The organism is Mesorhizobium zhangyense, from assembly GCF_011045115.1.
Lineage (GTDB): Bacteria > Pseudomonadota > Alphaproteobacteria > Rhizobiales > Rhizobiaceae > Mesorhizobium_M > Mesorhizobium_M zhangyense.
The window spans coordinates 170,359-195,575 of sequence record NZ_JAAKZG010000007.1 but is presented as its reverse complement, the minus strand read 5'-3'; the positions used below and the strand labels follow the sequence as shown (position 1 = coordinate 195,575).

Sequence of the window (25,217 nt, the reverse complement as noted above, 5' to 3'; positions counted from 1 at the left end):
GCCCTATTCGTCCTTCAGGGAGACGAAATATCCCGGCTTGTATTCCAGCGGCAGGAACCGGGCATGCAGTTCCTTGAATGTCGCTTCCGGGTCGAGATCCCTGAACAACTCCGGATGCAGCCACTTGGCGATCTCCTGGATCGCGACGAACTGATAAGGGTTGTTGTAGAACTGGTGCCAGATGGCGTGGACGTTGCCGTCCTTCACTGCTTTCACGCCGGTAAAGGCCGGACGCTTGGTGAGATTCTCGAGCTTGCGGCGCGCCTCCTTGATATCAGCGCCATAACCGACGCCGACCCAATCGCCGCCGGGAACATAGCCGTCCCAATTGCCCCCGGTGATTATGATCTGATCCGGGTTTGAAGCGATGACCTGCTCGGGATTGACGGTACCGAAGGTACCGGGAATGATGTCCTTGGCCATGTTGATGCCGCCGGCAAGCTCAACCATCTTGCCGAAGTTCTCGTTGCCAAAGGACATGCAGCAATCGTCCGAGTAGCCGCCCGCGCGCTCGACAAAGACGAGCGGCCTGCTGGGGTTCTCCTTTTCCAGAACATCGCTCACGCGCTTGATGCTGTCGGCGCGGAACTTGATGAAGTCTTCAGCCACATCCTCCTTGCCCATCAGCTTGCCCATGATGCGCATGCTCGGCTCGGTATTTTCCATCGGCTTTTCGCGGAAGTCGACATAGACCAGCGGAATGCCAACCTTGGCGAGCTTTTCGATATAGCCGCCCTCTTCGGTTGCCGTCTTGGCATCGATGTTCATCAGGATGACGTCGGGCTTGAGCGCCACGGCCTGTTCGATGTCGAAGGTGCCGTCCTTCATGCCGCCGAAGGTCGGCAGCTTGGCGATGTCCGGATATTTCGCGAGATAGGCCGCATAGGACTCAGGGTCGGCTTTCGGCAGATCGTCGCGCCAGCCGACGACGTGCTTGAAGGGCGCGTCCTTCTCGAGGGCGGCAAGGAAATAAATCTGCCGCCCTTCGCCGAGGATGATGTGCTGCACTGGCGCTTCGACCTGAACGTCACGGCCGGTCACGTCCTTGACCGTGATTTTGTCCGCCAGCGCGGGCCAGGCCGCCGAGACAACAAGGGCCATTGCAAGGACGGCTGATCTGCCGGTAAAGCGCATCGCAGTTTCTCTCCAGTGGGAAGTGGAAGCGCTCTATGATTTTGTGAGTAGAACAGTCAAGTTTTATCTTTTAGAGCTGTTCCAAGGTGAAAAGCATCAAGGGTTGAAGGCGATGGCCGACATCAATGAAAACGGGAACAACTACGGTCTGCGCGACGAGATCAAGGCCTATTGGTCCGCGCGTGCCGCAACCTTCGATCTGTCTCCGGGGCATGAGATTTTTTCCGAGGACGAGCGGGAGGCATGGCACGAACTGGTATTGAAGCATCTCGGCGACGGAGCGGGACGCAGCGCCCTCGATCTCGCCAGCGGCACCGGCGTCGTCTCCCATCTGCTGGACGATCTCGGTTACCGCGTGACCGGTCTCGACTGGGCGGAGCCTATGCTTGAACGGGCGAAAGCGAAAGTCGGGCAGCGCCAGCGTTCGATCAGCTTCCGGCTGGGCGATGCTGAAAACACGATGGAAAATGACAACGCCTATGACGTGATCGTAAACCGTCATCTGGTGTGGACGCTGGTCGATCCGAAGGCGGCCTTCGCCGAGTGGATGCGCGTCTTGAAACCGGGCGGACGGTTGTTGATCATCGACGGCGATTTCGTCAATGTTGGCCTCGCAGAGAAGCTGCTGAAGGGTCTAGCCGACAGGCTGCAGAAAATCGGCCTGCTCAAACCGGATCCGCTGCATGCGCCGAAAGAACTTATGGCGGCGCATAACAGCATTGTCTCGAGAGTCTATTTTTCCGACGGCGCGCGGGCCGAGGCTGTCGCGGCGATGCTTCGGGAAACGGGGTTTGAACGCATCATCGTCGATACCGATCTTCGCACGATACATAGGACTCAGGCCAAACACTGGAATGTGCTGAAAGGTCTCGCCCGTGGTATCCAGCACCGCTACGCGATCTGCGCCGAAAAGCCGGCCTGACGGAGCAGAAAGTGACCTGTCTGCTGCCATCCAGGCAATCGCTGGAATGAGATCCAACGTTACTGGCGCGCCTCCTGGATCGCGGCTAGCTGCCAGTCGGCGCCTCGCTGGCGCGTGAAGGTCCAAAGCTCCGTTGTTTCAGTCGGCTGGTCGGGAGTGCCTTCGACAACGCGGCCGCTGTTGCGTTCTCGGGTTACATCGAGCGATTCATAGCGCAGGGCGGCCGTCGCATAATCGCGGTCGCCTTCGCGCCACGATTCCGCAACATCGGCTTGCAGCAGCACAATGTCGGAAACATCATTCCTGACCCCGTTCTTTGCGTTGTCCGCAAGTTCTTCAGACAGGTATGAAACGATCTCGGGCGTGACCAGTTTGCGCAAGGCAGCGTGGTCTTCTCGTCCGAAAGCCTCCTGCACATCGCTCAAAAGCTGCTGGAAGGTATCGACATCCGTCTGCGTCAAGGAAATCTCGTCAGAACCAGAAGCCTGGGTCTTTGCCCCACTGCCCGACCCGATCCCCGGAAAATTGAACGACCTGCTTGTGTTTCCGTCGCGCCGTTCCGCCTCGTCATACTTGAAGCTGCTTGCATCGCGTGGGCCACCGGCCGTCGCCGGCGCATGGGCACGCGTAGACTGGGAACGAAAGAAACGAATTGCCAGCATGACCGCACCCCCGATCAATACGACCTGAAGCAGAAGGCCAAGCATGCCTGCCAGACCGCCGAACCCCTGCCCCAGAAACAGGCCGATCAGGCCGCCCAGCAACAGGCCCTTCATCATGGAGCCACCAAACCCATTCATGAAGCCCGGGCGTTGAAGGCCGGATTGAGGCTGCCGGGCGGAAGCACTCGTTCCGGCGTTGGGCGTCATGGAGCGTTCGATCGGCGCTGCCGTCTCTGGCGCCGTGCGGGTCGCCGGCGGCGCCTGGAGTGTGCGAGCACCGCGGCTGCCGAAGCTACCGCCACGGCGCGCTTCCGCGTGGTCGATCGCAACGATCGAAAAAGTCAGGAACAGACCTGCAATCAGGACGTAGAGTCGGCTCGCGCGGGAATTCAACATGAAACTTGCTCCAAAGGCATTGGTGTTGGTTGCGCTGGAGGCGCCTTGGTTATTCTTGCAGTTGTCCGAACGATCAGTCGAACATGCCCTCAAAGGACGATTTCTTGCTTGGGGTAGCCCTGGCCGTGAGAACAGGAGCCTCGACATTGCGGACAACAGCCGATCTCGATGCCCTGCCGTTCGCCCGTAACAGAGCCACTCGGCAGGATGGACAATTCAAACCGGCGACGGGGGAATTCATGCGGAACCTCCGGACAGACCCAAGGAAACTGGACCCGCTCCAGAATGCATAGTCGGGCCCTTGATGCGATCCGACATCACTATTGCTTGGGCAACAGCCAGAGGGCCCGGTCCGCCTCTGGGAGATAGGCGGGGTGTCGAAAAGTTTCAAGGTAATGCTTTGAAGGACAGAGCCTTTCTGTATTCCAGGCGTGATATTTGGGTCTCAAAACTGACGGCAAGGTTCAGCTAGGCTGGCACGATGGCTGTCGCGGCAAAGCCGGTCAGGAGAATTGAGAGGACCCAAAAGCCTGCTGTATCAAAATCTCATAGTGGTCCTCGAACCGACCGCTTCCGTGTGACGGCTGTGGTTGCCGCGTGGCTACGGGAATGATCAACAGCGCGGCTGCGCGTCGTCGACTTCAGAAGCTTACGGAAGCTTGGGCATTCCAGATGCGTCGAAGCGGGACAATCGGCAACGTGGCGGAGGGCGTCTCGCAGCATCCGCAAATCCAGGATTTGCCGTTCCAGCTCGTCGGCCCTGGCGTGCAACTGCGCACGAGGAATATCAGGCCGGCCGTCACGGCCGAACATGCCTGCGATCTCAGTCAGGGAGAAGCCAGCCGCCTTCCCGAGGCTGATGAGCGACAACTTCAAGAGAACGTCTCCGTCGAACTGCCGCCGCAGACCGTGTCGCCAAAGGGAACGGATCAGACCGATCTCCTCGTAATAGCGCAATGTCGACGGCGGCACGCCCGAGTGTTCCGCGACCTTTCCAATATCCAGGAATTTCATGCTTGACCTCAAGTTGACTTGAATTCGTATGCTCTTCCGAACTGCCGATTTCAGCAAGGGAAAAGTCATGAAGAGCGTGCACGATACAAGAGTAAGACCGGTCTGGTTGGACGGGCGGGCAGTCGCACTCCTGATGGCCGCGTCCCTCACCACTATGGCGAATGCAACGATCAGCCCAGCGCTTCCCGGACTCGAGCGGCTGTTCGCGGACGATCCGAACGCAGCGATGCTGACACGCCTTTTGGTTCCGGCACCCTCGCTCAGCGTCGCCCTGTGCGCCCCTCTCGCCGGGCTCGTGATAGACAGGTATGGACGGCGCCTGCCGCTGCTCGCCGGTGTGATCCTGTTCGTAATCGCTGGATGCGCCGGGCTCTTTCTTCCGAACCTTCCCGCGATTTTCGCCAGTCGTCTCGTCCTCGGGGTCGCCGTCGCTCTCATCATGACGGCGCAGACCGCCCTGATCGGGGACTACTTCACTGGCAACGACCGGAACGCGCTGACAGGGCTGCAGATTTCGGCCCGGAATTTCGGCGGCTTGATCTTTATCTCGCTCGCTGGATGGATAGCGGCAATCTCGCCTCGTTTGCCCTTTGCCATTTATGGGCTCGCCGCCGTCTTCCTGCCTTTGATGTGGAAGGCGATCGTCGATCTGCCCCGACGTTCCCCGGCGTCTGATGCAAATCCGGCGGGTGGCGGTGAATGGCATTCTTGGGCCATCCCGATGCTGCTGCTGGTGTTTCTCCAAGCGACCACCAACATGATCTTTTTCGTGATGCCGACCCAGATGTCGTTCTTCCTGGAGGCCAGGGGATTTGAAAGCACTGTCATGACAGGCGCGGTCCTCGGCATCCTGATGCTCTCGGGGGGTGGCTTCGCGCTCCTCTATCCTCGAATCCAGCGAGCAACCGGTTACGCGGGCATCTTCTTCCTGGGCTATGCAGCGATGGCGCTCGGATTTGTGTTGCTGGTTTTCGCTGCGACGACGCTACTCTTGTTTGCGGCAGCCGCGGCAATCGGCGCTGGCTACGCACTCGTGTCACCGAGCTTCATCGCCCTCGCCTTAAACCTCACGCCGCAGCAATACAGGGGGCTGAGCGGAGGTGTTTTGACCGCCTCCATCTTCATTGGGCAATTCTGCTCGCCCCTTGTCAGCACGCCCTTGATTGCAAACCACGACTATGAAGGGCTGTTCCGTGGCACCGCCCTGCTTCTTGCGGCCATGGCAGTCGCAGCTGGAGTGACTGGCGGCGCAAACTGGATTCGCACGCGATCGGCCGTCAGCGCTGATTGAGTGGAGCGCACGTCGCGAGGTAGACGACGATCGACGCGGCCGGAATGTCACTTGTTACGGAAGAAGACGTTGATCAATGCCGTTTCGTTGACATAGTCGAACGCCTTGGTTTCATAGTAGATCACCTCCACGCCGAGGCGTTTGCCGAGGTCCGCCCGCATCGCCGGTTCGTCTGTGAGAGCGCGATGGTCGATTTCGTCGAGCACTATCTTGACGCCGCTGATGGCATGCAGGAAGCGCGGATGATCGAGAATGAACGCGCTGAGCAGCAGAAACACCACCACAGCGCCAACCAGCCAGAGCGTCGTACCCGTTACCGATCAGACCAGCGCGATGGCGATGGATGCGAAGAAATAGCTTATTTCGACTTTGTCGAACTGCTCCGACCGCAGCCGGAACAACGCCAGGATCGCAAAGAGGCCAAAGCCGGCGGCGGCGACGCCGAACTCGACCGAGGACAGGATGATGAGGACTGAAAATGTCGCGACGTTGAACATCACCGCCGTCGTCGCGAGTTCCTTGTCGTAACGGCGGCGGTAATACATGCCAAAGACCAGCAAAAGCACGGCGATAATGTCGATGCTAAATCGCAACAGCAGTTCGAGTGGCGGGATCAGCAGGAGGGGCAGTGACAATTATGTTCTCCGCAAAGGCATGAGGGATCATGCAAATGCCGGCGCAAGATGCGTGCCAATAATGGAAATTTTCGGGACCATCGGAATATTCAAGATATAACAATGACTTAATTCCGCATTCGGGGCTCCGCCCAAGCCGATTGGCGGTGATGCCTTGTTATCGGGGGGAGAGCAGATTCCAGAATCTGGATTCATCATTTTCCAGATACTGTACTCATCTTACCGCTGGTCAGATATAAGTCGGCCTTTGGAATAATCGAGCGCACTCAATGACGAACTGGCGGCGTTGCCTTCGGACAATGCAATACGCTCCGCCCCCACAGGTACTGAACGTAGAGTTTCGGTCACTTCCCGGCTGCCGTCGAGATCATTGAGCGCCTCCGTGAAGGTGACGACTCGAGTCCGGTAGATATTCGCGACGTTCGGATGCACGTCGGCAGGAGCCAGTCAAGCGTGCAGCGATCTCCGTCTTCTGTCGTTCCAGTTCCTCCATGCGCGCCTTCATGAACGGCTGATCCATGCCATGCTCGATAGCCGCCATGATGCCGGCAATGGCGCGATCGATCTTCTCAAGCGCTGCGGTCTGCCTCTCTCTGGACGCGCCGCTCACGGTTGAAGCGGTCTGAGGCGCATGAAGAGGTCATAACGCAGTCTGAGGGCGCCGCCCGCCGAGGCCTAGCTGAAATCCACTATCTGTTGAAACATTGTCTTTTCCTGACAGCGACATTCTTGTTGCCTGTTTTTTGATCATCGCGACCGGCAATCTCCGCGCGTGCAAATCTGCTCGGGCACGCCAAGATCGAAAACACTGCCCGATAGGGTAGACAAGTCGAAAATTCCAATAGCATTATTGGTGAAGGTGACGGGGCTTAACAGGCAAACAAGCGATGCCTGTTGGTAGTTGGAAACAGCAAACCGTACGGCCGTACTTATCCACGGTTGTAGAAGAGGAGTCCCAACGATGCCGAACCCAAGCCAAACTAGCGACCAATGGTGGATCAACGACCAGACGCCGGACAATCCGTACGGCAAAAGCGAAGATTATGATGCCTTCCTCGACTATCTCGGAGCGCTGGGCCGCAGCCTGACGCCGGAGATCGCGGCGGGAACGCTGAGGATCAACGTTTCTGACCTCAATGACCACCCCGAATACAAGGCCGCCGCGATCGGCGCTCTGGAGATGTGGTCGTCTGTCACGCCGCTGAAGTTCGAAATCGTCGACGATGCGCCATTCAATCCCGATACGGACTGGATGGAGGTTGTCAGCCCTGAACTCGGCGAGGAGGACGATGGCAGCGCTTATTCAAGCAATCGTTATGTCAGCATAGGCCAGCGTTTCCACGACACGGAGCCGAACAAGACCGATATTGGCGGCTATGTGTTCGATTCCTTCATCCATGAATTCGGCCATGAGTTCGGCCTGAACCATCCCGGTCTCTACAATTACAGCGGCCCCGGCGGTGTGCAGATCAACTATCTGAACAATGCGACCTGGACCTACGACCGCCAGCAATACAGCGTCATGTCCTATTTCGACGGGATCGACGTGGGCGAAACCAGCCGCTGGTCGGCGTCGACGCCGCTCATGGCCGATATCGAGGCGGTCATCCGCCGCTTTTTCTCGACGCTCGACGATAATGGCGTGCGCACCTATCAGCATATCGACCTCAACACAGGCGATGATGTCTATGGCTTCGGCAGCACGAAGTATGGCTACCAGCTCACCTCCTCGGGCATGCAGCACGATATCGGCTTTGTGATCCATGACACTGGCGGAACCGACACGGTTGACTTCTCCGGCTCCACGGCAGGCACAATCCTTGACCTGCGCCCCGGGCAGTTCTCCAGCGTCAACGGCCATAGCAACAATGTGTCGATCTTCGACGGGCATAACGCCGATGGAACCGACTATTACATCGAGAACGGCATCGGCAGCAGCTATGACGACATCCTGATCGGCAATGACGGAGCCAACGTCCTTGACGGCCGGGGCGGCGACGACCGCATGGCTGGTAACGGCGGCGACGATATCTACTTCGTCGATTCCCGCGACGATATCGTGCGCGAACTAGCGAACGGCGGGAACGACACGGTCGTCCTGCTGTCCAGAGACCTGAATATCCGGAAAATCGCCAACGTCGAGCACATCATCTACGCCGACGAGTCGACACTCCAACCGGGAGGTGGCGGCGGCGGAACCGCGCCCAGTGTCGGCGACAACACGATGACCAGCATCATCTTCGGCGACAACGGAAATAATACGCTTGACGGCGGTGCCGGAAACGACACGATCTTCGGCCAGGGCGGTGACGACCTGATCGTCGGCGGCCGCGACTCGCTTGCCAGCCGCGACATTAACAACACGATCGATGTCGCGGATCTTGAAGACCAGACCGAAAGCGATGACGGCAACGACACGCTCTATGGCGGTGCCGGAAACGACACCATTCTTGGCGGCCAGGGCAACGATATTCTCGATGGCGGAAGCGGCGACGATACGTTGAGCGGCCAGGACGGAGTAGATATTTTCAGAGGCGGTGCGGGAATCGATACGGTCGACTACAGCAAGGAAAGCCCCTTCCAGCTGCTGGTAAACCTCGCCACGAACGTCGCCAGCGGCGGCACCGCCTCGGGTGACACCTTCTACAGCATCGAGAACCTGATCGGGTCAGATGACCGCATCGACCGTTTCATCGGCACCTCCGCAGCAAATCATTTCTGGGGCCAGGGCGGCGGTGATTATTTCAATGGTGGCGGCGGCAACGACATACTGGATGGCGGCAACGATGGCGACATCCTTTACGGTGAGGGCGGCAACGACACCATCATCGGCGGTGCTGGCCAAGACTATCTGGACGGCGGAGCCGGTACCGATACGGTCGTCTACGCCGGCAGCTCCGGCGGTGTGACGATCGATCTCGCCAACGGCACGGCCAACGGCGGCGACGGTGATGGCCCCGTGCAGATCGTCGGACGCGGCACTGCTATCCGGCACGACATCCTCGCTGGCTTCGAAAACGCCATCGGATCATCTTTCGATGATCATCTCATCGGCGACGCCAAAGCCAACGAACTCTCCGGCGGCGCGGGCGACGACACGCTGACCGGCGGAGGCGGCGCAGACAGATTGAACGGCGGCGCCGGCAGTGACACCGCAGACTACGCCGACGCAACAAGCGGCGTCAGGCTTGCGCTCACTGGAGGCAAATCCGGCGGAGATACATATGTCTCCATCGAAAACCTTGCAGGTTCGGGATTCAGTGACCGACTGACCGGCAACGGCGCGGCCAATGTCCTGACCGGCCAGGGCGGGAACGACAGGATCGACGGCGGTGGCGGCGATGACATCCTGCTGGGCGATTTCGCCTATCAGGGCGATGCTCCACCACGACCGGGCATGGGCACCGGCTACGCCACGCTCGGACCGGATGCGACGAACAATTCGATCGCGACCGCCTTTGACATCTCTAACAACTTCTCGCTGGCCGCCGACCCGGACATCTTCGATTCGACGACCGTCCTTCACACGACCGTCAACGCCACCGGAAACGGCCAGGGCGGATATTACAGCGTCAACCTGGCGGCCGGCACCGTCATCACGGTCGACATCGATGGAATTGCCGATCCCAACGTCCATGACAGCTGGGTCAGGCTGCTGGACAGCGACGGCAATATCGTTGCCCAGAACGACGATGGCGGCGGCGACCCCGGCTCCACAAGCAGCCGGGATTCGAGCGCGGTCTTCGTCGTCCAGGAAACCGGAACCTACTATATTCTGGAAGGCAGCTGGTCGGAGACCGCTCCGGGCGACGGCTGGGCGGAAGCCGTGCCGGAAGGCTCGACATATGAGGTGAACGTATCGGTCGAATTCCCGCCCGCCCCGGCTCAGCCGGGCGTTGCGGGGGCCGATACGCTTGACGGTGGCCGCGGCAGCGACCTGCTGGACGGCGGGCTGGCCGCCGACACGCTGACCGGCGGCTCAGGCGAGGATTCCTTCCGCTTCTCGACGGCGCTTGGAAACGGCAATATTGACTGGATCAAGGACTTCAACGTCGCCGACGATTCAATCCTGCTGGACAACCTCATCTTTGCCAACGTGGGCGGCGAAGGCAATCTCGCCCTGAGCGCATTTTTCAAGAGTGCAGCCGGTGTTGCTCATGATGCCGACGACCGCATCATCTATGACACCGATAATGGAACATTGTCTTATGATGCCGATGGCTCCGGACAAACTGCAGCTATTCAGTTTGCGCGACTAAGCACAAATCTGAACCTTTCGGCAGCGGACTTCATTATTGCCTAGCTGGTTACAGGAGGGGCGCTTTCAGGCGCCCCTCCTGGTACGGCGCTGGGTCACCCATGCATCGGAGCCGGCATGGACACCGCAACGACAAGGGAGAGTGTGTGATGAAGCGCCCGACCGACCGCCGCACAATATTAATAGCCGCCGGAGCTGCAGCTGTCGCCGCGGCCGCCGGGAGGGTCTCTGCGCAATCGACAGATATTCGCGGCGCAGTCACGTTCGAGGGCGGCGCGGTTATTCCGAAAGGTCAACTCGAGATTTATCTCGAGGACGCTGCCATTCAGGACAAGGCGCTACGTCGCGCCGCCAAAACGCTCGTTAAAAGCGACGGCAGCTCAAAGACGATAACGTTCTCCTTGTCCTTGCCTGAAAGCTCGGCTGCTTCGCCAAAGCTACAGATCGTTGCGCGCCTGGAGCGCGTGGATGGCTGGCTGGTCGCGCGGGGCAGCGCACAGCTCGAGGTGGGCTCGCCCGTCTATGTCACACTCAACACAGTCATGTATTGAGGGCCGGCCCAATGGCTGAGATACCTTTGTCCGGATTGCGAGCTGGCATGAAGTGGAAGCCATAGCAGTTTGGGTAGATACGATCATGTTGATCAATCTCGAAAACCTGCCATCCGATCCAGAGCTTTTGCAGCGTCTCGTGCGCTCAAACTGACGACCTACCGTCGTTCACAGCTAGCCGAACAACAACGCGCCTTCGCGTTCCTTTATCGTCACGGAAAAGCGCGATGGCCCAACCTCTTTGAAAAATCGACGGAATATTTCAATAAAAAGTCGAACGAAAAGGGGTTTGGAGTTTCCGTACAGATCGAGGACAATCAATGTCGGCGGTGGCAATTCATCGAGGATCGGGCGGCGAATGATCGTCTGACCGTCCACGGTCGCCCGACCAATGGGGCGCATGTTGAGGATGGACATGCCGAAGCCGGAGGCGACTGCCGAGCGTACGGTTTCATAGGACCGTGTGTGAAAGCGCACCTCGGGCCGCTTTGCAAGGATATCGAAGAGCGTGAGCAGGTATGTCGCCGTCTGCGGCATGTCGAGCAGCACGAAGGGCCGTGTCGCGATGTCGGAAAGCCAGACCGCCTCCCGCGTCGCGAGCGGATCGTCGACATGCAGCACTGCATGGGCCGGAACCTTGCATATCTTCGTCATCGTGCCGGTGGTGATCGCGCCGATGTCGTAGAGGATCGCAAGATCGATGATGCCTTCCGCAAGCCACGCCTGTAACCGCACCTGATCGCCCTCGAGAAGGTCGATCTCGACGTCGCCGACATTGTCGACATACATGCGCAGCATTTCGGGCATGAAGAGTGCGCCGAACGGCTCGAAACAGCCGATGCGCAGAACCTTTGGCACGCGGTCCGCAAGGTCACCGATCGCCCGGTCGAATTCCGTGGAAGCTGACAGCATGATGCGGGCGGCGCTGATGAAGCGTTCGCCGGCAGGTGTGATCTGGACGCCGCGCGCCGGCCGCCGCTCGAAGATGCGTGCACCCATTTCTCCTTCGGCAAGCGTGATGGCGGCAAGGATCGACGACTGGGAGATGTGCAGCGCCTTCGACGCGGCCTGCACGCTGCCGAGACTTGCCACTTCGCAGACATAGCGCAGTTGCCGGATCGTCAGGTTCATCGGCATTTTTTCCATAAAATGTAGAAACTTATGTGAGAGAATACATTTTGTGAAAGCGAAGGAAAGGTCCAGTCTGCTCCCCAACAAAGAAGGCCTGCCGCAGATCGGGCAAGGCCAGGGGAACGACAGAATGCCTTTTCACAACCCTCTCGAAGGAGCGGGCGAGCTGTGCCGTATGGATGCCGCTGCGCTGGCAAAGGCCTATCGCACGCGCTCCCTTTCGCCGGTCGAGGTCGCCAAGGCCGCTATGGACCGCGCGGAAGAGATCAATACCGATCTCAACGCCTTTACCCATATCGACCGCGATGGCGCGCTTGCCGCCGCTGCCGCCTCCGAACGGCGCTGGAAGGATGGCGCATCCCTTTCCGAGGTCGACGGCGTTCCGACCACACTGAAGGATATCGTCTGGGTGGAAGGCTGGAGCGTGCGCTACGGCAGCACCACCACGCCGGCGCAGCCTTACGCGGAAGACGCACCCTCCGTCGCCCGCCTGCGCAAGGCGGGCGCGGTCTTCATCGCGCAGACCACCACTCCGGAATTCGGCTGGAAGGCAATCACCGACAGCGCGCTCTTCGGCGTAACCCGCAATCCCTGGAATAAGGCGAAGACACCAGGCGGTTCCTCCGGTGGGGCGGCTGTTGCCGCTGCCGTCGGCGCCGGTGTTTTTCATCTCGGCACAGATGGCGGCGGATCGATCCGCATTCCGGCGTCCTTTACCGGCATTGTTGGCCACAAGCCGACCTTCGGCCGGGTTCCGGCCCACCCACTGAGCGCCTTCGGCACGGTCGCCCATATCGGGCCGATGGCTAGAAGTGCGGCCGATGCCGCGGCCATGCTGAAGACCATGTCCGGTCGGGATCTGCGGGACTGGAGCCAAGGTGCTGGAAAACTGGCACCACTTGACCACGAAGCGCCGATCAACCTCTCAGGCAAGCGTATCGGCTACTGGTCGAAGCCGGCCTCCGGAGCGCTCGATCCGGAGGTTGCTGGCGTCGTCGATGCCGCAGTCGCCAGATTGTCGGCCACAGGCGCAATCGTGGAGCCGGTCGACCTGCCGGCGGACAATCTTCTCGACCTCTTTCACCATCATTGGTTTACGGGGGCGGCCGCTCGCCTCTCCTCGATCCCCAACGCCGACCGCTCGGCCATCGATCCCGGTTTTCTGGAGGTTGCTCGCGCCGGTGCCGCCTACAGCTCGACGGATCTCGTTCTGGCGCAGCTAAGACGAGGGGAATACGGCGCGGCAATGGATCTCCTGCTCGCCGAATACGATTTCCTCGTTTCGCCCGGAACGGCACTGCCGGCGTTCGATGCGGGGCTTGAGGTTCCGGCAGAAAGCGCGTTCGGCCGCTGGACGGAATGGGCCGGGTTCGCCTTCCCTATCAACCTCAGCCAGCAACCAGCCTGCGTCGTGCCCTGCGGCCTCACCGCAGCGGGCCTTCCTATCGGCTTCCAGATCATTGGAGCGCGCGGCGATGACGCCCGCGTTCTTTCAGCAGCTGCCAGCCTGGAGGTAATTTTCTCCAGGTAAGCACCGATCGACGCATGACGAACAACAACCAACCATAAAAGGGGTAACCGTTATGATGAATAGACGTGCAATGCTTCAGGGAGCTCTGGGAGCCGGCGCAGCCGGCGGGATGCTCCTTGCAGACATGAACAAGTCCGCCATGGCGCAGGGCGGCGAGACCATCCATGTCGGCGCGGCGCTGCCGATGTCCGGGTTCGCCGCTGCAGACGGCATCGAATTCAAGAACGGGCTCGAACTGGCCGCAGCTGAAATCAACGCCGCGGGCGGCATTCTCGGCCGACAGATAGAGCTTCACATCGAGGACACCAAGGAGCAAGGCGCCGACCTGGTTTCGCAGGCGATGCAGCGCCTGATCGATCGCTACAACACGCCGGCGATCATCAACGGCTACAACCTCGGCACCAACATGATCGAGATGGATGTCGCTGCCGACAACGACATCATCATGATGCACTACAACACGCTCATCTCACACAATGAGAAGTTCAAGACCGATCCGGAGCGGTACTACGGCTCCTTCCAGGGCGATCCGCCGGAGTTCTGGTATGGCCCCGGCTGCCTCAACTTCCTCAAGACGCTTTCGGAAGGCGGCAAGTGGACCGCGCCGAACAAGAAGATCGCCATCATTCCCTCGGCCAACGAATATTCGATCGTGATCGCCAACGCGATCCGCGATCAGGCCAAGGATTTCGGCTTCGAAGTGAGCCTGTTCGAGACCGTGCCCTTCCCGACGAACCAATGGGGCCCAACGCTCGCAAAGCTGCGCCAGGACCCGCCGGCCGCGATTATCGTCACCCACTTCCTGCCGCAGGATTTGGCCCAGTTCATGGTGCAGTTCCTCGCGCAGCCGACAAACAGCCTCGTCTACATGCAGTACGGCCCGTCGCTTCCCGCCTTCCGCGAGATCGGCGGCCAGAATATCAATGGCGTCATATATTCGACCGTTGTCGGCTGCCTGCCGGACGAGTTTTCGAAGCCGTATCGCGAATCCTATCGCGCGAAATTCGGACCGAATTCGGCCTACATCACCGGCTCACAGACCTATGACGGTCTCTGGATGTGGGCTACCGCTGCGGCGATCGCCGGCGGTCCTGGCGAGCCCTTCAACAAGGAGCAGGTGGGCAAGGTTGCCGCCGTGATGCGGCGCAATGTCTATCGCGGCGTCAACGGCACCTACCGCGCCGACCCGGCGGGCCAGTCGGCCTATTGCTACCCGACGCAGGTCGCCGACCCGTCGCTCGGCATGCCGCACCAGTTCCTGCAGCACCAGGACTACAAGACCGATCCCAAGCTCATCGCCCCGGTGCTCTATGCGACCGACGAGTTCCTGCTGCCGCCCTGGATCAAGTAGGCGGACAACCAGGACGCTGGATCTGCGCATCGGCCTGAACAACCGGCCGATGCCGACGACGGAAGGAGCGGATCATGGAAAACGGCAGGACACCCTTGCTGGAATGCGAAAACGTCGTGAAGCGCTTCGGCTCGCTTTCGGCGGTCGACGGCATGTCGCTGACGGTAACCCCAGGCGAGATCGTTGGCATCGGCGGCCCGAACGGCGCCGGCAAGACGACCTTCTTCGACGTGGTGACGGGCGTGACGCCGGCTACGGAAGGCCGGATCGTCTTCGATGGCCACGATATTTCCGGGCTCGGGGCGGACAGGATATGCCAGTACGGCATCGCCCGCACCTTCCAGCTCAACGCAGCCTTCGAAAGCCTGACGGTCCGCGAGAATATCGACATCGCCGCTTATTTCGGCCGCAGCCGCCGCACAATTCCCGGCCTGAAACTCGGCAAGGACGTGCGCGAGCAGACGGATGAGGCGCTCGCCTTTGTCGGGCTTGCCGACAAGGCGGATGCGACAGTGGCACAGCTGCCGGTGCTCGACCGCAAGCTGCTGATGATTGCCGGCGCGATCGCCACCAAGCCGAAGCTGCTCTTCCTCGACGAGCCGGTCGGCGGTCTCAACACGACCGAGATCGACCATATCATCGGCCTCGTAGAACGGCTGAAGGCAGGCGGCCTCACCGTCGTGCTCATCGAACATGTCATGCGCTTCCTGCTCGCACTCTCCAGCCGCGTCCTCATCATGCATCACGGCAAGAAGATCTTCGAAGGGCTTCCGAACGAGGTTGCGGAAGACGCGGTCGTCGTCGAGACCTATCTCGGCGAGGGCACGCGCAAACGCCTCAAGACGTTTTTCTCGGAAGGCGAGGTGCAGGCATGAACAATGCCGCCAAACCGCCCCTTCTCAGGCTCGCCAACGTGGTCTCCGGCTACAGTGAGCTGAAAGTCCTCAAGGGCATCTCCTTCGACATTGAAGCCGGCGATTTCATTACCGTGGTCGGCCCCAACGGGCATGGCAAGTCGACGCTGCTCAAGACGATTTCCGGCCTCGTGCCGCTGACCTCCGGCACGATCAGCATCAATGGCGGGCCGACGCTCGCCAAGCCGCACGCGATCGCCGCGCTCGGCATTGCCCATGTGCCGCAAGGCGACATGCTGTTCCCGGAAATGAGCGTGCTGGAAAACCTGCTGATGGGTGCTTACCTCGCGCCATCGAAGGCAGAGATCGACCGCCGGCTCGATGAAGTCTTCACGCTGCTCCCCAAGCTATCCGACCGGCGCAACCAGGTTGCCTCGTCGCTATCCGGCGGCGAGCGCCGCATGGTCGGCATCGGGCGCGGCCTGATGATGGGCGGGCAGATCCTGCTCATCGACGAACCCTCGCTGGGGCTCGCCCCCCTCATCATCGAGCAGATCTACGGCGTCATCGCGGAACTCTCGAGGAGCGGGCGGACCATCCTACTCGTGGAGGAAAACCCCGCCCGCGTCGCCGATCTCGCGAACCACCTCCACCTGCTCGACGATGGCGTGATCGTGTGGTCCGGCCCGCCCGCCGAGCTTCTCGCCCGTGACGAGCTCCTCGCAACCTATCTCGGAGGCTGACGATCATGCTCGACATCCTGACCGCCATCCTCATCGCCGGCCTCACGACCGGCGCGCTCTATGCGCTCGCCACCGTCGGCCTCTCCCTCGTCTGGGGCTCGATGGGCATGCTGAACATGGCGCATGCTGCCATGCTGACGCTCGGAGGCTATTCGGCCTATACATTCTCCACGGCCCTTGGTCTGCCAGCCTTTGTCGGGTTCCTCGGCGCCATCGTCGTCGGCGCCATTGCCGGCGGACTGCTCTACATCCTGATCGTGCGCAACCTGTTGAAGAACGACAAGGCGACGTTCGAATCCAATGTGATGATCGCCACCGTCGGCATCGGCATCGCGCTCGAAAACACCATCCTGCTCACCTATGGCGGCCAGCCGCTGAAGCAGCCGATCTCGGCAACCGGATCGCTCGTCCTCGGGCCGCTCAGCCTGCCCTACCAGAACATGCTGATCGTCTTCGTCGTCATCGTGCTGATGGCGGTCATTGCGCTGCTTTTGGGCCGAACGCGCATGGGCCGCGCCATCCGCGCGACGGCGCAGAACCGCGAAGCCGCGCAGCTGATGGGCGTCGCCGTCAACCGCGTCTATTTCCAGGTGCTCGTGCTGTCGGGCGCCATCGCAGGTGTGTGCGGCGTGATGGTGAGTTCCATGACCCAACTGTCGCCGCCGCTTGGCAACGACCCGATGCTGAAGGCCTTCATCATGTGCGTGGTGGCCGGTCTCGGCAACCTGCCGGGTGCGGTGGCCGCCGCCTTCGGCCTCGCGCTGTTCGAAGCCTTCGTCCAGTATGTCGCGGGCGCGCGCTGGGGTTTCCCGACACTGCTCTTCGTCGTCATCGCCGTCCTGATCTGGCGGCCCGCCGGCCTCTTCGGCCGGGTCCAGATCCGTCGTATGTGAGGCCGCCATGACTCAGATTTCAAGATCCAAAGGCATTTCCGGTTCCGCCCGTCTCGACCTTCTCGTCAGCCTGCTGCTGATCGCGGCGGCGATAGCGCTGCCCTTCATGGTCGACAGCCGCTACGTGCTCGGCCAGATCGTGCTGGCGCTGTTCTATGCCACCATCGCCTCGCAGTGGAACCTGCTGTTCGGCTTTGCCGGCGTCTTCTCGCTTGCCCAGATGGCGATGTTCGCTTTCGGCGGCTACGTCACCGCGATGATCTGCTTCTACTTCGGCTGGAATGTTTGGGCGGCACTGCTGCCGGGCGCGCTTGCGACCGTCGTCTTCTCTCTGGTCGTCGGGCTTGCCTGCCTTCGTCTCACTGGCGTCTACGTCGCGCTGCTCACCCTTGCGATCGCGCAGACCATGTATCTGCTGATCGTCACCGATACCGAATGCTTCACCATGGTGGGTTCGATATGCCGGCAGTTCACCGGCGGCGCGGTCGGCTTCGCGCGCTTCGGTGATCTCGGCACAAGGGCGCTTTTGAAAGGCCAATGGCTGGTCGGCAACTACGCGATCATCGCCACCCTCTTCACAGTTACGATGATCGTCACCTACGTCATCGTCAAAAGCCCAATCGGGCTCGCCTTCAAGGCATTGAAGGACAATCCAGGCTATGCGGTAGCGCGCGGCGTCAACCGCTTCCAGGCGCAGCTTCTGGTGTTCGGCATCTCGGCCTTCTTCACCGGCCTTGCCGGCGGCTTCTACGCAGCGCATTTCCAGGCCATCGGCCCGGGCATCCTTTCGATGTCGCAGCTAATGTTCATCATCGCGATCACGGTCGTCGGCGGCGTGGGCACGTTCTGGGGACCGCTCGTCGGCACCATCGTGCTGGTCGGCGCGGATGAGTTGATGCGCGAAATGGGCGAGTTCCGCACGCTCGGCCTCGGTCTCATCATAGCGTTGTCGATTCTGCTCATGCCGAAGGGCCTCGTCGGCCGGGTCGGCGATCTCGTGCGCTGGCTGCGTCATCGCAATGCTGCGGGGCCCAAGACCAAGCTTCAGGAAAATCGGGCCGCGGCCGGGGAGTGAGGAGTATTATGTTCGACACGATCATCATCGGCGCCGGCTCGGCCGGCTGCGTGCTCGCAAACCGGCTGAGTGCCGACCCTGACCGCAAGGTCCTCGTGCTCGAGGCGGGACGGGCGGCACCCATAGCCTCCGACATCCCGTCCGACTGGGTGACCATGTTCAACACGGGCTCGGACTGGGGCTATTACACGGAGCCGCAGGCCGGCTGCCGGGGGCGCCGCATCTTCTGGCCGCGCGGCAAGATGATCGGCGGCTCGGGCGCCCTCAACGCGATGATCTATATTCGCGGCCTGGCCTCCGACTATGAAGCATGGGAAGCGATGGGGTGCGCCGGGTGGGGCTGGAAAGACGTCTTTCCTGTCTTCCTCCAGTCGGAAGCCAATGCCGATATCAAGGACAGTCCCTATCACGGCAATGACGGCCCGCTGCACATCGGCAACGTGCCCTACGTCGATAAGTACGAGCGGATGTGGATCGAGGCGGCGGAAGCCGCAGGCTATCCCCACAATCCCGACTACAATGGCGAGACGCAGGAAGGCGTCGGCCTCTTTCAGTTCACCATCAAAAACGGAGAACGCTGGGGCACGGGGAAGGCCTATCTGCGCCCGGCACTGGAACGCCCCAACCTGACGATGAAGCCCGGCGTGCTCGTCACCGGGCTCATCGTCGAGAACGGCCGCGTCAAGGGCGTCAGGTATCTCGTCGACGGCGTGCCGGAAACGGCTTATGCGGACAATGAGGTCGTTCTCTCCTCCGGCGCCATCGGGTCGTGCCAGCTCCTCATGCTATCGGGCATCGGCCCTGCCGACGAGCTGAAGGCCGTCGGCGTCAATCCCGTTCACGACCTTCCGGGCGTCGGCAAGGATTTGCAGGACCACCTCAACATCCCGATCACCTTCTACACGAAGGAAGCGCTCGGCATCGGCGCCTGGACGGATGAGATTATCGCCGACAGTTTTACGGAATGGCGCGACCGGCGCACTGGGATCCGTACCTCGCCCTGGGTCGCGTCCGGCGGCCATGTGTGCAGCCGCCCCGGCATCGAGCCCGACCTCCAGCTCTACGGCGCAATCAGCCCGCATCGCGACTACGCCCGCTTTCTCGGTGGCCAGTCGGGCATCACGACGCATTCCACTCTCCAGCGGCCAAACAGCCGCGGCGAGATCAAATTGCGCTCGGCGAACCCGATCGAATATCCGTCGATCGACCCGAAATATTTCGTCAGCGATCCGGAAGGCCTCGACCTCGCCACCATGGTGGAAGGCATCAAGATCAACCGCCGCATCATGGACCAGTCGCCGATCCGGGAGCTCGTCGACTATGAAGTAAGCCCCAGCGCAGAGTGCAGGACGGACGACGAGATCGCCAATTATGTCCGTGGCCATATGACGACGCTCTACCACCCGTCGTCGAGCTGCCGCATGGGCAACGACGCGATGGCCGTCACCGATCCCGCGACGCTGAAGGTCCACGGCCTCGAAGGCATCCGTGTCGCCGACGCATCCGTCATCCCGAAAATGGTTTCCGGCAACCTCAACGCACCGACGATCATGGTTGCCGAGCGCGCGGCCCGGATGATCCTCGCCGGCGGCAATTGATATTGATATGGAGCAGACAATGAAAACGGGCTGGAACTTCCACGAGCTCTATCTATGGCACGATACGGGTGCCGCCGCGCAGTTCTTTCCGGCGGGGCTTACCGTTGAGCCCGGAGAGCATGCGGAAAACGCCGAGACCAAACGGCGCTTCCGCAATCTCATGGAGGTCTCCGGCCTCACGGAGCAGCTTGTCAGCGTCAAGTCCATCCCCGTGGACGAGGACGATCTCGCCCTCTTCCACACGCGCGACTACATCCGCCGCATCAAGGCGCTGAGCGATGATCGCGGCGGCGATGCGAGTTATCTCACGCCCTTCGGCCGCGGCAGCTACGAGATCGCCTGCCTTGCCGCCGGCGGCACCTCGGCGCTGATGGACGAGGTTCTCTCCGGCGAGATCGATAACGGCTATGCGCTCGTGCGCCCGCCGGGCCATCATGCCGAAAGCGACAAGGGCATGGGCTTCTGCCTCTTCGGCAACGTCCCGGTGGCGATCCTGAAGAACCGCAAGAAGCATGGCTTCGAGCGTGTCGCGACAGTCGACTGGGACGTGCACCACGGCAACGGCACGCAGGCCGCCTTCTGGATGGACCCCAGCGTTCTGACCATCTCACTGCACCAGGAACGGCTCTATCCGCACGACAGCGGCGACCGCGAGGAACGGGGTGCTGATGCCGGCTACGGCTACAATCTCAACATCCCTCTACCGGCCGGCTGCGGCCATGGCGCCTATGTTGCAGCGTTTGAACAGGTGGTGTTGCCGGCGCTGAAAGCCTACAAACCGGACCTCATCGTCGTGCCCTCCGGTTTCGACGGGTCGGGCGCCGATCCGCTCGGCCGCATGATGCTGCACAGCGATACCTATCGCGAGATGACACGCATGCTGATGGAAACGGCGGACGAACTGTGCGGCGGACGTCTCGTGATGTCACACGAAGGCGGCTATTCCGCAGCCTACGTGCCCTATTGCGGCCTCGCCGTCATGGAGCAGCTGTCCGGCATCAAGACCCATATCGACGACCCCTTCCTGCCGGTCTTCCAGAATTATCGCGGGCAAGACCTGCGGCCATGGCAGCAGGACGCCATTTCAGCCGCTGCCGCTCTTGTCTCTGGCATCCAAGGCTGAGCGTGCGTTTGAGCAGTTACATAGGTTAGTCGGGTGGTCCCGAATCGTGGAGACATGCGAGCCGGCGCTCTCTCCGGTCCGCGACAGAGCCGCACGAAATTCCGTGTAGCAGCCACCTGCTACCTACGCCACGAATTTTGACGCTATCTGATATAAATGGCGAAGTTCACCGAGGCGGTGTAGAGTTCACTCAAAGTAAGAAATTGAGCCGCACCAAGGTCACTGCCGAGCGAATCTGGGAGGATTCATGGTCGAGATCATCTCCAAGCGGGACGGCCCGCGACGCGAGGATGTTCAGGTCAAGCGACTGATCGAGCAGAACCGTTCGACCATCGTCAAGCTTGCCGACCAGATCAGCGGCGGCGGTTACTCGGCATCAAGGAAACCACGCCAGGAACCGAAGGCCGAAGGCCTGATCATCCATGTCGGCGGAGGATCGGCACCTGCGGCTGAAGCCATGCCGTCCATCCACGTCACCTTGAACGGCCGTGTGATCTCGAAAGATCAGAACACGGGACGCCAACTTCATCATATCGGCGATATCCGCAACCGTGATGGGGACCATGTCTTCGTCATGGCAACGAAGCAGAATGGATTTTTCTCGCCGGTCGACGCAACCGTCGCCGAAGCGCTCGCCGGCATGGACGGATCCCGCCTGACCGCGGCTTACACCGAAGAGCAGCTTGCCGCCGACATCGGCGCGAAACTCGGCATCGATTGACGATCGCACATCTGGTCGTCCTTCTGCACGCCCAATCCGACAGCATACAGAAATGGCATACCTCAAAGGTTCTGTGATGACTGAATGAAACACGCGAGCGGCCCCAACCAGATCAAGACCGATACCCTTCCGGCCCGTACATCGATTGGCACCGGCCAGTTGGCTCTGAACGACGCGGACTATGACGAGCGTGCCACGATGCGCGCCTGGGAAAATTTTCTGGCCGACGAGCCAAAATGCGCCCGCGATCCGGTTCACGTCCGCTCCCTGATCCATGAATCCTGGTATCGCAGCGCCACCGGCGGCATCAACGCCCAGAGCATAGAAGCGCCGTTAAGCAGTGACCGCGACGAGATCGAATATCTGACCCGCACAAACGCCGAACTGCTTTCGGCAGCGCAGCGATCATTCGCGTCGCTCGGACAATTGCTCGACGGGACGGGCGCAATGCTGGTCCTCGCTGACAGCGACGGTGTGCTGATCGACGCCATCGGCGACAAGAAAACCCTCCATGACGGCATGGATATTCATCTTGGCATCGGCGGCAAATGGAACGAGGACGCCGTCGGTACCAACGGCATCGGCACCGCGCTCTGGACGGGCAAGCCGATTTTCGTGCATGCAGCCGAACATTTCTGCGCTGGCATCAAATCCTGGACCTGCGCCGGCGCGCCGATCCGTGATCCGCTGGATGGAAAGATCATCGGCGTTGTCGACCTGTCGGGCTATTCGCCGATCTTCCGCCCGCACAACACCGCGCTCGTCGCCGCGACGGCAAGGCAGATCGAAAAGGCGCTCGCCGAACAACAGCAGGAACAACGCACTCGCCTGCTCGAAGCCTTCATTTCATCAGCCCCCAGCTATCGCAGCAAAGACGGATTGGTGATCATGGATCACCGGGGACGAGCGATCTTCTGCAACAACGTGCCCGATGGCGAGACAACCGAAATGCGGGATGGCCCGATGGAACCGGGTCGCGGCCGCTGGCTCATGAACCTGCCGCCGAGCGGCTCCGAAGACGAGCTCGCCAAGGCGCTGCCGCCGCATCTGCGATCCTGCCACATCACGCCGCTGAAGCTGGACGGAAATCTCCGCGGCGCAGCCCTTGTCTTCCCCTCGGGACCGGCCATCTCAACCGTAGCCGTCATAGACAGGGAGGTGAACAGGCACCTGCAAGCGGCCACGACGAAGATCGTCGGCGAAAGCGAAGAGCTGCTGGCAGCCGTCGATATCGCTTCTCGCGTTGCGCGGTCGAGCGGCGTCACATCGTTGTTGATCGAGGGCGAAACGGGTGTAGGCAAGGAGCTGTTTGCGCGGCTCGTTCATGCCGGCAGCCGGCGCACTTCGAACGACCCTTTCATCGCGATAAATTGCGGAGCGATCACCAAGGAGCTGTTCGGAAGCGAGTTGTTCGGTCACGTGGCCGGCGCCTTTACCGGTGCTTCACGCGAAGGCAAGCCGGGTGTCTTCGAACTTGCCAATGGCGGCGTGCTCAGCCTCGATGAGATCGGTGAGCTGCCGCTCGAGATTCAGCCGTTCCTGCTGCGCATTCTGGAAGAGCGCGTGGTCCATCGCATCGGCGACGCAAGGGGCCGCCCGGTGGACGTCCGCCTCATCGCCTCGACAAACCGCGACCTGAAACAGGAAGTCGCGGCCGGACGCTTCCGCAGCGACCTCTACTACCGCATCGGTGCTGTCTCTATCCATGTCCCGCCGTTGCGAGACCGGGGCGAGGACGTGCTGTTGCTGACCGAGCATTTCAACCGGCAGATCGCGGCTGCAGCAGGCGAAGACCCGCTGGAATTCTCGCACGATGCGCTCGATGCCCTGCTCGCCTATCGTTGGCCGGGCAATGTGCGCGAACTGAAGAACCTCATCGAAAGGCTGCATGTGCTGGCGCGGGGCCGAAACGTTGGGCTCCGGGACCTCCCCAAGGAAATCACGACGCCCGTTCCTGAGCGCACCAACATGCCTGCCGATCGTCCAACCACCGGGACCGAGCAGCTCGGCAGCACACTCGTTGACGCAGAGCGCCAGGCGATGAAGAACGCGCTGGCAGCGGAGGGTGGCAATCTCAGCCGTGTTGCGCGCAGGCTCGGCATTTCGCGGCCGACGCTTTATCGCAAGCTCGACCAGTACGGCATCCGCCGCGGCTTCGTCTGAGTCAGCACAAAAAGAACCCCACGGCATTGCACCGTGGAGTTGGGGAATTGTGGCCGATAGATCTGGCAACCGGACTCCGCGATCGGGCTGGCCTTACGGCACGATGACGCCACGGCCCGTGAACCGCCGGTTCTTGAAATCGTCGAGTGCGGTGTTGATGCTGGCGAGATTGTATTCGGTGTAGTGCATCTTCACCTTGCCGTCGGCGTTCAGCTCCATCAACTCGACCAGCTCGGTAAAATTGCCGACAAGGCTGCCACCGATATTGATTTCCTCGATGACGAGGTGCGCGGTCGGCACATTGATGTTGCCGCCATAGCCGACGACGAACAGTTGCCCGCCCTTGCGCACCATCTTCCAGCAGATGTTCTCGACGCCCAGTTCACCAACGAAATCGATCACCACATGCGCGCCGCCGCCGGTGATCTGGCTGACTTCTTCAACGATATTCGGGCCTCCATCGAGAACAAAATCCGCGCCAAGGTCCTTGGCCAGCAGCTGCGCGGCCGGCTCGCGATCGACTGCAATGATGCGGCAACCCGAGATCGCATGCAGCGATTGCAGCGCGATGTGGCCGAGCCCGCCAATGCCGAGCAGGACGCAATAACTGCCGGGCCGCAGCAGTTTCGCGGCGCGCTTGGCGGCACGGTAGGCGGTTATGCCGGCATCGGCCAGCGGCGCGACCTCGATCGGCGTGATGTTGGGGTTGAGCTTGATCAGCGAGCGTTCGCTGGTGATGAAGTATTCGGCGAAACCACCGTTCATGCCGAGGCCCGGAAATTGCCCGTTGTCGCAATACATGTCTTCGCCGTGACGACAGTTGAGACAGATGCCGCAGGAGCGGAACGGGTGGCAGATCACCGCGTCACCACGCTTTACCGACCGGACGCCGCCGCCGACTTCCTCGACCCAGCCGGCATTCTCATGGCCCATGATGTAAGGCAGGAGCGTGCCTTCCGGGTCCATTGTCGGTTTCCAGATGCCTTCGATGATATGGAGGTCGGTGCGGCAGAGACCGGCAGCCCCCACCCGCACTATCACCTCGTCCGGAGCCGTGATCGTGGGTGCTGTGACCTCCTCGATCTTGAGCTGGACGTTCATGTGCGGATCGTATTCGTAGAGTCTGGCAGCTTTCATCGTCGTATCCTTTCAACGTCGAAATCGTTCCCGT

Annotated in this window: 19 protein-coding genes and 1 pseudogene; 14 read left to right on the top strand and 6 right to left on the bottom strand. The window is 61.0% G+C overall.

Annotated elements, in window-relative coordinates; genetic code table 11:
* Positions 1–3: 3 nt before the first annotated feature.
* Positions 4–1,134, bottom strand: coding sequence for an ABC transporter substrate-binding protein (locus tag G6N74_RS18355; protein ID WP_165119393.1), 1,131 nt, complete (start codon positions 1,132–1,134; stop codon positions 4–6).
* 112 nt (positions 1,135–1,246) lie between these two features.
* Here G6N74_RS18355 and G6N74_RS18350 point away from each other — a divergent pair, with 112 nt between their 5' ends.
* Positions 1,247–2,056: a class I SAM-dependent methyltransferase gene (locus G6N74_RS18350; RefSeq protein ID WP_165119461.1), complete on the top strand. Its 810-nt coding sequence runs from the start codon at positions 1,247–1,249 to the stop codon at positions 2,054–2,056.
* Positions 2,057–2,115: 59 nt separating this feature from the next.
* Here the strand turns inward: G6N74_RS18350 and G6N74_RS18345 are convergent, their stop codons facing one another.
* Together G6N74_RS18345 and G6N74_RS18340 are read right to left on the bottom strand one after the other, a co-directional pair.
* A complete protein-coding gene (locus tag G6N74_RS18345; RefSeq protein ID WP_165119460.1) occupies positions 2,116–3,111 on the bottom strand; it encodes a Tim44 domain-containing protein in 996 nt (331 codons plus the stop codon).
* A 549-nt stretch (positions 3,112–3,660) separates the two neighbouring features.
* The gene (locus G6N74_RS18340) at positions 3,661–4,128 is read right to left on the bottom strand and encodes a helix-turn-helix domain-containing protein (protein WP_165119392.1); all 468 of its coding nucleotides are present in this window, start codon (positions 4,126–4,128) and stop codon (positions 3,661–3,663) included.
* A gap of 133 nt (positions 4,129–4,261) precedes the next feature.
* Here G6N74_RS18340 and G6N74_RS18335 point away from each other — a divergent pair, with 133 nt between their 5' ends.
* On the top strand, positions 4,262–5,419 hold the full coding sequence (locus G6N74_RS18335) for an MFS transporter (protein WP_246245802.1): 1,158 nt from the start codon (positions 4,262–4,264) through the stop codon (positions 5,417–5,419).
* A gap of 47 nt (positions 5,420–5,466) precedes the next feature.
* Here G6N74_RS18335 and G6N74_RS18330 read toward each other — a convergent pair.
* Positions 5,467–5,985, bottom strand: a pseudogene (locus G6N74_RS18330) (DUF4956 domain-containing protein).
* Positions 5,986–7,015: 1,030 nt separating this feature from the next.
* Here G6N74_RS18330 and G6N74_RS18325 point away from each other — a divergent pair.
* A complete protein-coding gene (locus tag G6N74_RS18325) occupies positions 7,016–10,357 on the top strand; it encodes a M10 family metallopeptidase C-terminal domain-containing protein (protein WP_165119390.1) in 3,342 nt (1,113 codons plus the stop codon).
* Between the two features lie 104 nt (positions 10,358–10,461).
* The gene (locus tag G6N74_RS18320) at positions 10,462–10,863 is read left to right on the top strand and encodes a hypothetical protein (RefSeq protein ID WP_165119389.1); all 402 of its coding nucleotides are present in this window, start codon (positions 10,462–10,464) and stop codon (positions 10,861–10,863) included.
* 174 nt (positions 10,864–11,037) lie between these two features.
* Here G6N74_RS18320 and G6N74_RS18315 read toward each other — a convergent pair whose 3' ends face one another.
* On the bottom strand, positions 11,038–11,994 hold the full coding sequence (locus G6N74_RS18315; protein WP_165119388.1) for a LysR family transcriptional regulator: 957 nt from the start codon (positions 11,992–11,994) through the stop codon (positions 11,038–11,040).
* 130 nt (positions 11,995–12,124) lie between these two features.
* Between G6N74_RS18315 and G6N74_RS18310 the strand changes: the two genes are divergently transcribed.
* From G6N74_RS18310 to G6N74_RS18265, 10 genes are all read left to right on the top strand, one after another.
* Positions 12,125–13,525 (top strand): amidase, encoded by a 1,401-nt coding sequence (locus G6N74_RS18310; RefSeq protein WP_165119387.1) that lies wholly within the window; start codon positions 12,125–12,127, stop codon positions 13,523–13,525.
* A 124-nt stretch (positions 13,526–13,649) separates the two neighbouring features.
* A complete protein-coding gene (locus tag G6N74_RS18305; RefSeq protein WP_246245801.1) occupies positions 13,650–14,876 on the top strand; it encodes an ABC transporter substrate-binding protein in 1,227 nt (408 codons plus the stop codon).
* A 74-nt stretch (positions 14,877–14,950) separates the two neighbouring features.
* Positions 14,951–15,751: an ABC transporter ATP-binding protein gene (locus tag G6N74_RS18300; protein ID WP_165119385.1), complete on the top strand. Its 801-nt coding sequence runs from the start codon at positions 14,951–14,953 to the stop codon at positions 15,749–15,751.
* Positions 15,748–16,473 carry an ABC transporter ATP-binding protein gene (locus tag G6N74_RS18295; protein ID WP_165119384.1) on the top strand — a complete coding sequence of 242 codons (726 nt, stop codon included), beginning with the start codon at positions 15,748–15,750 and terminating at the stop codon, positions 16,471–16,473. The genes G6N74_RS18300 and G6N74_RS18295 overlap by 4 nt, the downstream gene beginning before the upstream one ends.
* A gap of 5 nt (positions 16,474–16,478) precedes the next feature.
* Entirely contained in the window at positions 16,479–17,366 is an 888-nt protein-coding gene (locus G6N74_RS18290; protein ID WP_165119383.1) for a branched-chain amino acid ABC transporter permease, read from the top strand.
* 7 nt (positions 17,367–17,373) lie between these two features.
* Complete coding sequence (locus tag G6N74_RS18285) at positions 17,374–18,441, top strand: branched-chain amino acid ABC transporter permease (RefSeq protein ID WP_165119382.1); 1,068 nt, start codon at positions 17,374–17,376, stop codon at positions 18,439–18,441.
* 8 nt (positions 18,442–18,449) lie between these two features.
* On the top strand, positions 18,450–20,039 hold the full coding sequence (locus G6N74_RS18280) for a GMC family oxidoreductase (protein WP_165119381.1): 1,590 nt from the start codon (positions 18,450–18,452) through the stop codon (positions 20,037–20,039).
* A 19-nt stretch (positions 20,040–20,058) separates the two neighbouring features.
* A complete protein-coding gene (locus G6N74_RS18275) occupies positions 20,059–21,162 on the top strand; it encodes a histone deacetylase-like amidohydrolase (RefSeq protein WP_165119380.1) in 1,104 nt (367 codons plus the stop codon).
* Between the two features lie 247 nt (positions 21,163–21,409).
* A complete protein-coding gene (locus tag G6N74_RS18270; RefSeq protein WP_165119379.1) occupies positions 21,410–21,883 on the top strand; it encodes a hypothetical protein in 474 nt (157 codons plus the stop codon).
* An 84-nt stretch (positions 21,884–21,967) separates the two neighbouring features.
* Positions 21,968–24,046, top strand: coding sequence for a sigma-54-dependent Fis family transcriptional regulator (locus G6N74_RS18265; protein WP_165119378.1), 2,079 nt, complete (start codon positions 21,968–21,970; stop codon positions 24,044–24,046).
* A 93-nt stretch (positions 24,047–24,139) separates the two neighbouring features.
* On the opposite strand, the gene G6N74_RS18260 is transcribed toward G6N74_RS18265, so the two are convergent.
* Positions 24,140–25,183 carry an NAD(P)-dependent alcohol dehydrogenase gene (locus tag G6N74_RS18260; RefSeq protein ID WP_165119377.1) on the bottom strand — a complete coding sequence of 348 codons (1,044 nt, stop codon included), beginning with the start codon at positions 25,181–25,183 and terminating at the stop codon, positions 24,140–24,142.
* Positions 25,184–25,217: the final 34 nt, after the last annotated feature.